12 protein-coding genes are annotated in these 13,640 nt (G+C 73.5%); 7 read left to right on the top strand and 5 right to left on the bottom strand.

What is annotated here, in order from left to right:
- Nucleotides 1–121: 121 nt before the first annotated feature.
- Nucleotides 122–1,528: a cytochrome P450 gene (locus ACFWJ4_RS00885; protein ID WP_359898621.1), complete on the bottom strand. Its 1,407-nt coding sequence runs from the start codon at nucleotides 1,526–1,528 to the stop codon at nucleotides 122–124.
- Between the two features lie 119 nt (nucleotides 1,529–1,647).
- Entirely contained in the window at nucleotides 1,648–2,715 is a 1,068-nt protein-coding gene (locus tag ACFWJ4_RS00880) for an RNA ligase (ATP) (protein WP_380537983.1), read from the bottom strand.
- Between the two features lie 379 nt (nucleotides 2,716–3,094).
- Between ACFWJ4_RS00880 and modA the strand changes: the two genes are divergently transcribed.
- The 3 genes from modA to ACFWJ4_RS00865 all read left to right on the top strand — a co-directional run bounded on the left by modA (nucleotide 3,095) and on the right by ACFWJ4_RS00865 (nucleotide 6,157).
- Nucleotides 3,095–3,943: a molybdate ABC transporter substrate-binding protein gene (modA, locus tag ACFWJ4_RS00875; RefSeq protein WP_380537981.1), complete on the top strand. Its 849-nt coding sequence runs from the start codon at nucleotides 3,095–3,097 to the stop codon at nucleotides 3,941–3,943.
- Nucleotides 3,944–4,125: 182 nt separating this feature from the next.
- Complete coding sequence (locus tag ACFWJ4_RS00870) at nucleotides 4,126–4,941, top strand: ABC transporter permease (protein ID WP_380349367.1); 816 nt, start codon at nucleotides 4,126–4,128, stop codon at nucleotides 4,939–4,941.
- Nucleotides 4,942–5,080: 139 nt separating this feature from the next.
- A complete protein-coding gene (locus tag ACFWJ4_RS00865; protein ID WP_380537979.1) occupies nucleotides 5,081–6,157 on the top strand; it encodes an ABC transporter ATP-binding protein in 1,077 nt (358 codons plus the stop codon).
- An 82-nt stretch (nucleotides 6,158–6,239) separates the two neighbouring features.
- On the opposite strand, the gene ACFWJ4_RS00860 is transcribed toward ACFWJ4_RS00865, so the two are convergent.
- Nucleotides 6,240–6,899 (bottom strand): response regulator, encoded by a 660-nt coding sequence (locus ACFWJ4_RS00860; RefSeq protein ID WP_380349370.1) that lies wholly within the window; start codon nucleotides 6,897–6,899, stop codon nucleotides 6,240–6,242.
- Nucleotides 6,900–6,943: 44 nt separating this feature from the next.
- Nucleotides 6,944–8,299 (bottom strand): sensor histidine kinase, encoded by a 1,356-nt coding sequence (locus ACFWJ4_RS00855; RefSeq protein ID WP_380537977.1) that lies wholly within the window; start codon nucleotides 8,297–8,299, stop codon nucleotides 6,944–6,946.
- A 201-nt stretch (nucleotides 8,300–8,500) separates the two neighbouring features.
- Between ACFWJ4_RS00855 and ACFWJ4_RS00850 the strand changes: the two genes are divergently transcribed.
- The 3 genes from ACFWJ4_RS00850 (at nucleotide 8,501) to ACFWJ4_RS00840 (ending at nucleotide 11,020) form a co-directional block, all read left to right on the top strand.
- On the top strand, nucleotides 8,501–9,418 hold the full coding sequence (locus ACFWJ4_RS00850) for an ABC transporter ATP-binding protein (protein WP_380537975.1): 918 nt from the start codon (nucleotides 8,501–8,503) through the stop codon (nucleotides 9,416–9,418).
- Nucleotides 9,419–9,483: 65 nt separating this feature from the next.
- A complete protein-coding gene (locus ACFWJ4_RS00845; RefSeq protein WP_380537973.1) occupies nucleotides 9,484–10,233 on the top strand; it encodes an ABC transporter permease in 750 nt (249 codons plus the stop codon).
- 43 nt (nucleotides 10,234–10,276) lie between these two features.
- Nucleotides 10,277–11,020 (top strand): hypothetical protein, encoded by a 744-nt coding sequence (locus tag ACFWJ4_RS00840; RefSeq protein WP_380537971.1) that lies wholly within the window; start codon nucleotides 10,277–10,279, stop codon nucleotides 11,018–11,020.
- Between the two features lie 330 nt (nucleotides 11,021–11,350).
- On the opposite strand, the gene ACFWJ4_RS00835 is transcribed toward ACFWJ4_RS00840, so the two are convergent.
- On the bottom strand, nucleotides 11,351–12,490 hold the full coding sequence (locus ACFWJ4_RS00835; RefSeq protein ID WP_380537969.1) for a PucR family transcriptional regulator: 1,140 nt from the start codon (nucleotides 12,488–12,490) through the stop codon (nucleotides 11,351–11,353).
- An 87-nt stretch (nucleotides 12,491–12,577) separates the two neighbouring features.
- Between ACFWJ4_RS00835 and ACFWJ4_RS00830 the strand changes: the two genes are divergently transcribed.
- Entirely contained in the window at nucleotides 12,578–13,639 is a 1,062-nt protein-coding gene (locus ACFWJ4_RS00830; RefSeq protein WP_380537967.1) for a ferredoxin reductase, read from the top strand.
- Nucleotide 13,640 lies beyond the last annotated feature (1 nt).

Raw genomic sequence — 13,640 nt, 5'->3', positions numbered from 1 at the left:
GTCGGCTGTCGGCTGTCGGCTGTCGGCTGTCGGCTGTCGGCTGTCGGCTGTCGGCTGTCGGCTGTCGGCTGTCGGCTGTCGGCTGTCGGCCGCACGCTGTCAGACTGTCAGCCGTCGGCCGTCAGCGGCTCGCCGTCACCCGGATCCGCATCGGGCTCGCCGCCCGCAGCGTGATCCCCTGGGCGAGTGCCACCCGCCGGTCCACCGCCTCCACCTCGAAGTCCCGCAGCAGCACCCCCAACGCCAGCACCGCCTCCAGCATCGAGAAGTGCTGCCCGATGCAGGCCCGCGGTCCGCCCCCGAACGGGAACCAGGCGTAGCGGTGCCGGGCCCGTTCCGCCTCCGGGAGGAAGCGGTCCGGGTCGAAGCGCTCCGGGTCCACCCAGTGGTCCGGGTGCCGGTGGGTGACCAGCGGCGCGACCACGACCTGCGCCCCGGCCGGGATCACGTACCCGTCGATGACGGTCTCCGCGACCGCCCGCCGCCCGCCCAGGGCCGCCGACGGGTAGAGCCGCATCGCCTCCTTCAGCACCCGGGTGATGTAGGGCAGCGCCTCCAGGTCCGCCGCCGTCGGCGCCCGCCCCGCCAGGACGGTCCGTGCCTCCTCCCGGGCTAGCCGCCGCTGCTCGGGGTGCATCGCCAGCAGGTGCAGCGCGAAGGCCAGCGCGGTGGCCGTGGTCTCGTGCCCGGCGAGCAGGAACACCAGGACCTGGTCGCGGAGTTCGGCCGGGTCCAGCCGCCCGCCGTCCTCGTCGCGGGCCCGTCCGAGCAGGGTGAGCAGGTCGTCCGCGTCCTCGTCGCCGCCGCCCCGCGCGGCCCGTTCGGCGATGATCCGGTCGCAGACCCCGTACAGCGCCCGCTGGGCCTCGGCCCCGCGCCGGTTGGCCGGGGTCGGCCAGGTGCGCGGGAGGCGGACCGGGGCGTAGCCGCGCTCCTTCACGTACTCGCCGAGCACCGGGAAGCTGCGGTGCACCACCGCTATCGCCTCCTCCACGTCGGCACCGAAGAGGATCCGCGCGACCGCCCGCAGGGCGAACCGGGATGTCTCCTCCGCCGCGTCCACCACCCCGCCGGGCACCGCCCGCCAGCGCTCGGCGAGCGACTGCGCCTCCTGCGCGAGCGCGTCCGCGTAGCCGTCCACCCGGCGCCGGGTGAACAGCGGCTGCACCATGCGTCGTTGGCGCTGGTATTCGGCGTCCTGGCTGGTCAGCAGCCCGTTGCCGACACTGGTCCGCAACTCGTCGTAGAAGGGGTCCTCCTTGCGGAAGTTGGCCGCCTCGACGGCCAGCACCTGCCGGACGCCCTCCGGCGAGAACACCCCGTAGAAGTCGGCGCGCAGCCCGGGCGGCCCGGCCTGGAAGCGCACCACGTCGCCGTGGTCGCGGCGGGCCGCGAGGTAGCTGCGCAGCGGGCGGCGGGTGAGGTCGAACAGTGAGCCGACCAGGCGGTTCCCCGCCGGGACGGGTATCGCGGAGGTGGGGGCGGGCGCGAGCCCGGGGGCCCGAACGGGGACGAGTTCGATGGTCATCGGCACTCCTTCTGTACAGGGGTGTGCCCGCCGCCGCTTCCGACGGGCGGTCAGCACCGAAAGAAGCCGTGCCCGGACCCACCGACGGGCCGACCTGCCCGGCCGGATCCGGACCCGTCTCACTCGTATTCGGTGCCCCCCTTGCGGGTCAGGTAAGCGTCGCTGACCACCTTGGCGATCGCCCGCCCGCCGAGCACCGGGCTCCAGCGCTCGGTGACCGGCCGCACCACCACGCCCTCGCGCAGGTGCAGTTCACGCCCGGAGACGCTCTCCTTGCCCCGGGCGAACCCCAGGACGGTCTCCGGGTCGAACGGCCCGCGCCACAGCTCCGGCACCAACGGCAGCTCGCCGTCCAGCAGTTCGGCCGCCGAGAACCAGTTCAGCTGCCCGTCCACCACGGCCGAGACGTCGAAGGCGGCGTAGCCGGGCCGCTCGGTGCGCGCCGAGGAGCCGTAGCCCAGGTCCTGCACGCCCTCGCCGAAGACCTCGCCGAAGACGCCGACCCGCTCGGCTCCGAGTCGCTCCGCCAGCCGGGCGGCGGCCGCCGGGATGCCGTAGGCGCACACCGCCCGCCAGTAGAGGTTGCGCTCGTCCTCGACCAGCGCCAGCCCCTGCGCGCCGATGCCCTTGGACGACACCTGCACCTCGCCGGTGGCGGCGACGTACGTGACCAGGCAGCAGCTGCCGTGCAGCTTCTCGGTCAGCACCACCGGCTCGCCCGGCTCGAAGGCGTCGGGGTAGCGCTTGAGGTTCTCGATGTCCACCCAGGGCAGCAGGTCGGGCGCGCTGACCACGTCGCCGCTCATCGACGTGGGCACCGGCGGCTGCCACTTGACGACCCCGAGCAGTTCGGCGAAGTCCTCACCGCGCTCGGCCGCGGCGGCCAGGTCGGTGCCGGCGAGTGCGGCGGGTCGGCAGACGATGCCCTGGGACAGCTCGCCGCGCAGCCGTACCGCCTTCACCCGGTTCGCCCGGGCACCGGCCAGCTTGCCGGTCAAGCCGAGCTCCTCGATCAACTCATCGGGCAGAACGGACTGTTCGGGGATGTAGACGGCGTGGTCCCCGGTCCGGTACATGCCCTTGGCGACCACCGCCCGGTAGAGGCCGACCTGCGCGAGCTCCAGGGCATCGGCGTTCGGGTGCTCCAGAACGGTCAGCTTCTCCGCGGTGACGCGCAGCGTGGACATGAAAGGACTCCTCCCCTTGGTTCGGCCGCGGCGGTGCTTGCGACCAACCCGGCCGCGTGTACGGACGGCCACCACTCTGTCCGTTCGACCACCTACGGCGCGACGCAATTTCCGCGCGCCCCCTTCCGGCCCCGCCGGCATGACCCGCGCGACCCGCCTCACACCCGCACGACCCACCCCGCCAAGTGCCCCCGCCATGTGACCCCCGGACCCGTTTGAGCCTTCCCACAGCAGCCCGGAGGCCCGCGCCGGCTCCCGCCTGTGCAAATCGACAGGGGATTTATCGCTCGCATATGCGGCACTATGATCGCCGTAATGGCCGCAGCTGCGGCCAGTCCCTCGCGCCCCTTCCGGCGCGCACCCTGGAGGGGAACCACCGATGAGCACCCGCACGCCCACCACCCGCAGGCTCGCCGTCGCCGCCGCCGCGGCCCTCGCGCTCACCCTCGGAGTCACCGCCTGCGGCAGCGACGGCGGCAAGTCCTCCGGTTCCACGGCCTCCTCGGCCACCTCCCCGGACGCCTCCGCCGCCGGCAGCGGCGTCCCGAAGGCCTCCGGCACCGTCACCGTCTTCGCCGCCGCCTCGCTCAAGGAGACCTTCACCGAACTCGGCAAGAAGTTCGAGGCCGCCAACCCGGGCGCCAAGGTCACCTTCAACTTCGGCGGCAGCTCCAGCCTCGCCACCAGCATCAACTCCGGCGCCCCGGCCGACGTGTTCGCCGCCGCCAGCCCGGCCACCATGAAGACCGTGACGGACGCGGGCGGCGCGAGCGGACAGCCGACGACCTTCGTCAAGAACACGCTCGCCATCGCCGTCCCCAAGGGCAATCCCAAGCACATCGCGGGCCTCAAGGACCTCACCGCCTCCGGCGTGAAGGTCGCCCTGTGCGCAAAGGAGGTGCCGTGCGGCGCCGCCGCCCAGACCGCGCTCAAGGCCGCCGGCCTCGACCTCACCCCGGTCACCCTGGAGCAGGACGTCAAGGGCGCGCTCACCAAGGTCGAACTCGGCGAGGTCGACGCGTCCCTGGTGTACCGGACCGATGTCCAGGCCGATGCTGCGAAGATCGACGGCGTGGACTTCCCCGAGGCCGCCAAGGCCGTGAACGACTACCCGATCGCCGCCCTCGCCAAGGCCCCGAACAAGGACGGCGCCGCCGCCTTCGTCGCGTACGTCCAGTCACCCGAGGCCAAGCAGGTGCTGACCGCGGCGGGCTTCCAGGCACCGTGAGCGACCGCACCACCGGCTCCGGGCCGAACCGCCCGGACCAGGACCACCCGGAGCAGGACCACTCGGAGCAGGACCACTCGGACCAGGGTCACCCGACCCGTACCGCCGACGGCGACCCGGCGGAGCCCTCACAGGCAGGACCCGCACAGGCAGGACCCGCGCAGGCAGGACCCGCGCAGGCCCTGCCGCGGCGGCGCCCGCGAAGCCGCCGGCCACGCACGCACCGCGTCCCGGTCACCCTGCTGCTCCCGGCGCTGCTCGGACTGGCCTTCCTGATCCTGCCGCTGGTCGGTCTGCTGATCCGGGCCCCCTGGAGCGGACTGTCCGAGCAGCTCACCAGCCCCGCCGTCTGGGACGCGCTGCGCCTGTCGCTGATCAGCGCGACCGCGGCCACTGCGGTGTCGCTGGTCCTCGGCGTCCCGCTGGCCTGGCTGCTCGCCCGCACCGAGCTGCCGGGCCGCCGGATCATCCGGGCGCTGGTCACCCTGCCACTGGTGCTGCCGCCGGTGGTCGGCGGTGTGGCGCTGCTGCTGGTGCTCGGGCGGCGCGGCATCGTCGGCTCCTGGCTGGACTCGGCCTTCGGCATCACGCTGCCGTTCACCACCACCGGGGTCGTGATCGCCGAGGCGTTCGTGGCGATGCCGTTCCTGGTGATCAGCGTCGAGGGCGCGCTGCGGGCCGCCGACCCCCGCTACGAGGAGGCGGCCGCGACCCTGGGCGCCTCCCGGCTGACCGCGTTCCGGCGGGTCACCCTGCCACTGATCGCCCCGGGGATCGCCGCCGGTGCCGTCCTGGCCTGGGCACGGGCGCTCGGCGAGTTCGGCGCGACGATCACCTTCGCGGGCAACTTCCCGGGCCGCACCCAGACCATGCCGCTGGCCGTCTACCTGGCCATGGAGTCCGACCCGCAGGCGGCGATCGCGCTGTCGCTGGTGCTGCTGGTGGTCTCCGTCGCCGTCCTGGTCGGCCTGCGCGACCGCTGGCTGTCGACGCCGTGACCCCGCCCGCGCGCTCGGCCTCGGACACCGTTGCGGACGCTCCCCCGGACCCAGCGGACCCAGCGGACGCAATGGACCCGAGGGACCCGATGGACCCGCTCGACCTCCCGGGCACTCTGGACACCTGGACGCCATCCCGATGAAGACCGACAGCCGCCCCGGCCCCGCCCTGGACGCCCGCCTGCGGGTCGAGCGCGCCGCATTCTCCCTCGACCTCGCACTCACGGCCGCCCGCGGCGAGGTGGTCGCGCTGCTCGGCCCCAACGGCGCCGGCAAGTCCACCGCCCTGCGCGCCCTCGCCGGACTGCTCCCGCTCACCGGCGGCCATCTGCGCCTGGACGGCCGCCTCCTGGAGGACCCGGCGCAGCGTGTGCACACCCCGGCCGAGGAGCGTCCGGTCGGGGTGGTGTTCCAGGACTACCTGCTGTTCCCGCACCTCAGCGCGCTCGACAACGTCGCGTTCGGCCCGCGCTGCCAGGGCCGCCCCAAGCGCGAGGCGCGCGCGGAGGCGGCCGGCTGGCTGGAGCGAATGGGCCTGGCCGACCACGCCTCGGCCCGTCCCGGCCGGCTCTCGGGCGGCCAGGCCCAGCGGGTGGCGCTCGCCCGCGCTCTCGCCGTGCGCCCCCGGCTGCTCCTGCTGGACGAGCCGCTGGCCGCTCTGGACGCCCGCACCCGGCTCGACGTACGGTCCCAACTGCGGCGCCATCTGGCCGAGTTCGAGGCGGTGGCGGTGCTGGTGACGCACGACCCGCTGGACGCCATGGTGCTGGCCGACCGGCTGGTGGTGATCGAGGACGGCCGGCAGGTGCAGTCCGGCAGCCCGGCGGAGGTCGCCCGGCACCCGCGCACCGACTACATCGCCCGGCTGGTCGGGCTGAACCTGTACCAGGGCCGGGCCGAGGGCACCCGCGTCACGCTCCCGGACGGGGCGGTCCTGGCCACCGCCGAGGAGCTGGACGGCCCGGCCTTCGTCGCCTTCCCGCCCTCCGCCGTGACGCTGTACCGGGAGCGCCCGCAGACCAGCGCGCGCAACCTGTGGAAGGCCGAGGTCACCGGGCTGGAACTGCACGGCGACCGGGTCCGCGCCGAGCTCGCCGGCGACGTGCCGATGGCCGCCGACCTCACCCCGGCCGCCGTCGCCGAGCTGGAGCTGACGCCCGGCGCCGCGGTCTGGGCCTCGGTCAAGGCCACCCAGACGCACGCCTACCCGGCCTGACGCCCCACGGCGATCTCACTCCGGCGCCCCCGGCGCAGTCACCCCGACGCGGTCATTCCGGCGCGGTCTCACCCCGACGCGATCACTCCGCCGGCTCGACGAACCCCGACTCGTACGCCGCGATCACCGCCTGGGTGCGGTCCCGCGCGCCCAGCTTCGCCAGCACGCTGCTGACGTGCGTCTTCACGGTCTGCACGCCGAGGAACAGCCGCTCGGCGATCTCCCCGTTGCTGAGGCCGCGCGCGACCAGCCGCAGCACCTCCGCCTCGCGCTCGGTCAGCGCCGCCCGCTCCATCGCCGCACGGGCGGTCGGGTTGCCGTGCCCGGCCGCCAGGCGGCGGATCGCGGCCGGGAACAGCAGCGACTCGCCCGCCGCCACCAGCCGTACCGCCTGGGCGATCTCGGCCGGGCGGGTGCGCTTGAGCAGGAAGCCGTCCGCGCCCGCGCGCAGCGCCTGGTAGACGTAGTCGTCGTTCTCGAAGGTGGTCACGACCAGGATCCGCGGCGGGCGCTCACCCGGTGCGCCGGGGCGCAGCAGCTCACGGGTGGCGGCCAGGCCGTCCAGCACCGGCATCCGGACGTCCATCAGCACGACGTGCGGACGCAACGCGCGGGCCAGGGCGACCGCTTCCGCGCCGTCGGACGCCTCGCCGACCACCCGCAGGTCCCCCTGCGCCTCCAGGACGGCCCGCAGACCGGCCCGGACCAGTTCCTCGTCGTCGGCGAGCAGGATGTCCGTCATCCCGGCGGCTCCTCCGGCCGGACCTGCCATCGCAAGATCGTTCGTCACGAGCCCAAGCGTAGGGGCAGGCGCACGGCAAGCACCCACTCCCCGCTCCCCTCCTCGATCGGCCCGGCCGTCCCCGTCGCGGTCCCTGCCGCCGTTCCCACCACTACCCTGCCCGCCACCGAAGGCCCCGCTTCCGCCTCCCCGCCGAGCAGCGTGGCGCGTTCGCGGATTCCACGCAGTCCCTTTCCGCCCTTGCGCGTCGCACCCCGGCCCGCCCCGCCTGCCCCGCCCGCCGGAAGCCGCGCCGCTCCGTTCGCTGAACGTCCGGCGCCGGGCAGCCGGTTGGCGCAGCGCAGCTCCAACCGGCCGTCCCGCACGGCGATCCGGATCTCGATCGGCTCGCCCGGTGCGTACTTGAGCGCGTTGGTGACGCCCTCCTGGACGATCCGGTACGACTCGCGGGAGAGCACCCCGGGCAGGGTGCCGGGCTTCACGTCGACCCGCGCCTCCACCGGGCTGCCGGCCGCCCTGGCGGTGTCGAACAGCGTGGGCAGCTGGTCGATCCCGGGCTGTTCGGTGGCCACGCCGTTCGCCCCGGCCGGGGTCTCGCGCAGCAGCACGAGGGTGCGTTCGAGGTCCTCCATGGCCTGCCGACCGGTCTCCTCAATGACTTCGAGCGCCTTGGCGACGAAGTCCCGGTCCCCGACCTCGCGCGCCGCGCCCGCCTGAAGGACGGTCACCGTCAGGGCGTGGCCGATCGAGTCGTGCAGCTCGCGGGCCAAGCGGTTGCGTTCCAGGAGCCGTTCGGCCCGCAGCTCCGCCTCGGCCAGCCGCTCGGCCGGGGAGGAGCCCAGCAGCCGTATCGCCATGGCGAGTTGGAGGCGGCCCGCGCACACCAGGAACCAGCCGAAGCCGAGGACCGCCAACGGTACGAACGGGAGGTACCGGAGAGCGTCCGGGCCGGTCAGCCGGTCGAAGGCCCCGGTGATCCCGAAGACCAGCGGGAACCCGACCGCCGAACCCAGCGCGACCCGCCCGATCAGCCAGCCGGCCGTCCGCCGCCGGTCGGCCCAGGTGCGGGAGGGCTCGGCGGCGATGTCCTCCTCGCGGTCGGGCACCAGCAGCAGCCGCGCCTGCACTCCCTCGGCCCGGCGCGCAGCCGGTATGAGCGCGGCCAGCGCGAGCAGCACGACGTCCACCGAGACGCCCGCCATCAGGATCTCGCCGAGGCCCTCGTGGTACGTCCCCGGATAGACCATCAGCACGATGCCCGCGAAGAACCACCCCACCAGCAGGTGCAGCATCCGTGCGTACGTGGCGCCGGCCACCAGCGGCGCGAAGAGCCCGGACACCGCGCTCAGCGGCGCCGCGGTCACGGACACCGCGCTCTTCAGCACTGCGATCTTGGACATCGGGCCATCCTGCCAGTCCGCCCCCGGCTCCCGGCTCCCGCTCCGGTCGCCCGCGATCTCCCTCCCGGGAGGGAGCCGGCTCCCCGCCCCGGCGGGATCCGCCGCACCGGCCCGCTCCGGTCGAATGGAGCCACCGCCCGGGGCCGACCACAGCGAGCACCGGCGGATACCGCCAAGACGACGAGACGAGGGGAGCGGGCCGTGATCGAGATCCAGGGCCTGACCAAGGAGTACGACGGCCGGCGCGTCGTCGACGACCTGACCTTCGAGGTGCGACCCGGCGTGGTGACCGGCTTCCTCGGCCCGAACGGCGCCGGCAAGAGCACCACCATGCGCCTGGTCCTCGGTCTCGACCGGCCGACCGCCGGGCACGCCCTGGTCGACGGCCGCCCCTACGTCGAACTGCCCGACCCGCTGAGGACGGTCGGAGCGCTGCTGGACGCCCAGGCACTGCACGGCGGCCGGACCGCGCACGGCCACCTGCGCTGGCTCGCCGCGACCAACGGGCTGCCGGCCCGCCGGGTGGACGAGGTGCTCGGCCAGGTCGGTCTGGCGGACGCGGCCGGACGGCGGATCCGGGGCTTCTCGCTGGGCATGCGCCAGCGTCTCGGGGTGGCCGCCGCACTGCTCGGCGACCCGCCGGTGCTGCTGCTGGACGAGCCCGTGAACGGCCTGGACCCGGAAGGCATCCGCTGGATCCGCACGCTGCTCCGCGATCTGGCCGCCGAGGGCCGGGCGGTGCTGGTCTCCTCCCACCTGATGACCGAAATGGCGCTCACCGCCGACCACTTGGTGGTGATCGGGCGCGGCCGGCTGCTGGCCGACGCCGCCACCTCCGAGTTCATCGACCGCCACGGCCGGACCCGGATCAGGGTCCGCGCCGTCGACCCGACCAAGCTCGCCGCCCTGCTCCGCGACCCCGGACACGGCCTCGACGCCATCGAAGTCGCCGGCGGCGCCTGGGAGGTGAGCGGCACCGATCCCGAGCGGATCGCCGCGCTCGCCGCCGCCGACGGCGTGGTGCTGTACGAGATCGCCGTGCAACAGGACTCCCTGGAGGAAGCGTTCATGCGGATGACGGCCGACAGCGTCGAGTACCGTGCGGAGGCCGCCGCGTGAACGCCTCGCCCCCTGCCGTGACGTCCGCCGCGACACCCTCGGTGGCATCCGCCGCGACATCCGTCGTGACGTCCTCCGGGTCCCCTGCCGTCAACGCCCTGCGCGCCGAGTGGATCAAGCTCACCACGCTCCGCTCGCTCTGGATCACCCCGCTGCTCGCCCTGGCGCTCACCGCGGGCGTCACCGCCGCCGTCGGCGCGGCCCTCGGCGGCAAGGACCACAACATCACCGACGACCCAGGTGCCGGCGACTTCTACGGCCTCAACTTCGGCCAGGCGGCGCTGACCTGCTTCGGCATCCTGCTGATCGGGCAGGAGTTCAACACCCGCATGATCGGCACCTCGCTCACCGCCGTCCCGCGACGCGGCCGGCTCTACGGCGCCAAGCTCACGCTCGGCGCACTGGTCGGCCTGGCGGTCGGCGCCGTCGGCACGGCGAGCGCCTTCGCCGGGTACGCGGCCTCCGTCCCCGCCGACTGGGACGGGCCCGCCTTCGTCCGCACCGCCGTCGCCGGGGTGCTCTACCAGACGCTGGTGGTGGTGCTCTGCCTCGGAACGACCGCCGTGCTGGGCAACCTCACCGCCGCCATGGGACTGCTGGTCCCGACCCTCTTCCTGCTCTCACCACTGCTCGGCGGAGTCCCGGGGGTGCGCCGGGTGGTGCAGTTCCTGCCCGACCGGGCCGGCCAGTACGCCCTGCGGTACGTCGACGACCCGCAGATCGCCTACGGCCACTGGACCGGGCTGCTGATCATGGCGCTCTGGACCGCCCTGGCGGCGTACGGCGGCCTCCGGGCGATGCGGCGCGCCAAGTGACTACGGGCGAACGGGACATGGGAGACGGGGCATGGGAGCGACGATGAGCACGATGGCCGACGCGGTACGCGCCGAACGGGTCAAGTTCACCACCCTGCCCTCGCAGTGGGCGGCCCCGCTGGTCGCCCTGACGCTGACGGTCGGCGTCACGGCGGCCGTCAACGCCGCCTACGGGGCGAAGGACCACACGGCCGGCGAGGACCCGGCCGGGGGGATCTTCTACGGACTGCTCCTCGGGCACGTCGCGGTGGCCTGCCTCGGGATCCTGCTGATGGGGCAGGAGTTCAACACCCGCATGATCGGCACCTCGCTCACCGCCGTCCCCCGGCGCGGCCGACTGTACGGTGCCAAGCTCGCGCTCGGCACCGGGCTGGGCCTGCTGCTCGGGCTGGCCTCGACGGCGGGCTCGTTCCTGGCCGTCGGCGCCACCGTCGGCCTGGACCTCTCCACCCCGGGCCTGCCCCGAAGCTTCCTGGCCGGCGTGCTGTACCACCCGATGATGGTGCTGATCTGCCTCGGACTGACCGCGATGCTGGGCAACTTCAGCGCCGCGCTCGGCCTGCTGACCCCGATGGTGTTCCTGGGCACCACCTGGCTGGCCGCCATCCCCGGCGTCCGCGAACTGGGCCAGTTCCTGCCCGACCGCGCCGGCCTGTACGCGATGCGCACCCAGCCCGAGCCGGGCGTCCACTACGGCCACTGGACCGGGCTGCTGATCATGGCGCTCTGGACCGCCCTGGCGGTCTACGGCGGGCTGCGGGCGATGCGGCGGTACGAGCCGAGCTGACGGGCGACGGGGAACAGCGGACGGATGACAGATGACGGATGACAGATTTCAAAATCTGTCACCCGTTCGCTGTTATCTGTTAGCCGTCATCTGTTCGCCGCCGTTCGTCGCCGCCACCCGTCGCCCGCCCGCCACCCGAGAGCCGCCCGACGGCCGCCCGGCCCCGCCGTCACCGCAGCGCCGGGTGCTCCGCGATCACCGTGCAGCTGCCCGGCGCGATCTCCCTGCGCCCGGGGCCTGCACCCGGGTGCAGGCCCCGGACGGACACCGAGAACGAGGCATGGTTCCTGGCCCGCTCGCGGACGCAGTCGTGGACGGTCGAAGTACGCGTCAGCTGCCCCGAAGACCCACCGCCATGGTCAGTTCAAGGACGCGGTCCGGCGAGGCGAGATCCGGAAACAGCTCCCGCAGCTGCGACATCCGGTACCGGACTGTCTGGGGATGGACGAACAACGCCGCCGCCACCTCGTCCCGCCTGCCCTGGTGCAGCAGCCACGCCCGCAACGTCTCCTCCAGCCGCTCTGCGGTCGCGACAGGCAAGGCCCGCAACGGCGCGAGGGCTCGGGCACGCAGGTCTGCGAACGCGTCCACGTCCGCGCTCAGCACCAGCTCGGGCAGGTGGTCCTCGGTGTCGCGAATCTCAGCGGAAAGGGATCGCGCGCGTACGGCCCGGGCGTACGAGGCGGACGCACGAGTCCATGGCCGTGCCGGGCCGACCACGGCGGTGCGGCCGGTCAGCTGCCGCAAGAGGTGCGGTCGGTCGGCATCGGGGACGAGCAGCACACCGGTGGCGTCCGGCAGATCGTCGAGGACGAGAGTGCCCGGGTCGAGCACGCGGTAGGTAGGCCGGGCCTGGGCGGCGGGCAGCAGGACCACGGTCAGCGAAACCGGGGGCTGCCACCCGGCCCGTTGAACAGCGGCCAGCAGCACGTCCGGACTCGCGCCGGCGAGGAGGTCGCGGGCCAGGTGTTCCAGGTGGCGCTCGTGGGCCCTGCCCCGGGCGGCCAGTTCGTCGGCATGGCCCGCGGCGCTCGCGGCGGAGAGCTCGTCGATGTAGGCGAAGGTCAGCTCGGCGAACTTGGCGACCTCGGCGGCGGGCAGACCTGCGGGTACGGCACCCGCTGCCAGGCATCGCCAGGCCACGCGGGCGCCGACGCGGTAGGCGCTGAGCAGGGCGTCCATCGAGCGGCCGTCGCGCACCTCGCCGCGGCCGAGCTCGTAGGCCGCGTCACCGGCGTCGCCAGTCGTGGCGTTCCCGCTCGCGAGGTCCAGGTAGTGCCCCAGGGTGGTGCGGACGGCCCGGCGGATGGTGCCGCCCATGCGGCCCGAAAGCGCGTTGGCATAGGGCGGGACCTCGTCAATGATCGCCTGGACGACCTCGTCGGCGGTGGCCGTCAGCGCGGCCCGAAGCGCGGTGACCGTCGTCTCATCCAGGCCCAGTTCGGCGGCCCTCCTGATTGCATGGCTCACGTTTTTGTTCCCTACGAACAATTCAGCCGACCAGATTCACGTCCTACGGTCAGGACTTTACGCCCTGAGGCGCAGCAAGCTGGAGTCATGACGAGTGCAGCCCTCCGCAGCAGGGCATGGAAGCTGCTGGAGATGGTCACGACGCCGCTGCTGCCGTCGGACTACCTCGACCTGGTCAGCCCGCTGCGTGCTGGCGCCGACCTGCGTGGGCGCATCGAGGCCGTGCACCCCGAGACGGCTGACGCAGCGACCATCGTGATCAGGCCGGGACGGGGCTGGCGCGGCCACACAGCCGGTCAGTACGTGCGGATCGGGGTCGACGTCGACGGGAGGCGCCTGTGGCGTGGCTACTCCATCACCTCACCGACAGACCGCCGGGACGGCCGCATCACGATCACCGTGAAGGCGATCCCGGACGGCAAGGTCAGCAGCCACCTCGTCCACAGGGCGACACCGGGCACGCTGATCCAGCTCGACCAGCCGACCGGTGACTTCGTGCTGCCGCATGCCAAGCCCGCCAAGGTGCTCTACCTGACGGCCGGCAGCGGCATCACGCCCGTGATGGGCATGCTGCGCGACACCGAGGTCGACGACGTCGTCCTGGTCCATTGCGCACCACAGCCGCAAGACGTGATCTTCCGCAACGAACTGCACGGCCTGGTCGCGGACAAGAAGCTGCGCCTCACCGAGGTGCACACCGACACAGACGGCAGGCTCGACATCGCCCGTCTCGGCGAACTCGTGCCCGACTGGGCCGAGCGCGAGACCTGGGCCTGCGGGCCTGCGGGCCTGCTCGATGCCGCAGAGGAGCACTGGACCGAGAACGGCGTCCAGGAGCGCCTGCACACCGAACGCTTCCGCCCCCGCATCGTCGTCGCCGGCGACGGCAACGGCGGCGAGGTCACGTTCAGCGCCACCGGCAAGACCGTCGACGCGGACGGCGCCACGCCATTGCTGGACATCGGCGAGGAGGCCGGCGTGCTCATGCCCTCCGGGTGCCGCATGGGCATCTGTTTCGGCTGCGTCACGCCGCTCAAGGCGGGCGCCGTCCGCGACCTGCGCACCGGCGAGATCACCGAGGCCGAGCCGGGTGTCCTCATCCAGACCTGTGTGTCCGCCGCGGCGGGCCCCTGCGACATCGAACGGTAGG

The sequence above is a fragment of the Kitasatospora sp. NPDC127067 genome (assembly GCF_042724755.1).
Classification (GTDB): Bacteria; Actinomycetota; Actinomycetes; order Streptomycetales; family Streptomycetaceae; genus Kitasatospora; species Kitasatospora lactacystinica.
Note: the sequence above shows the minus strand (reverse complement) of the source record. Positions and strands in the feature narration are given on the sequence as shown.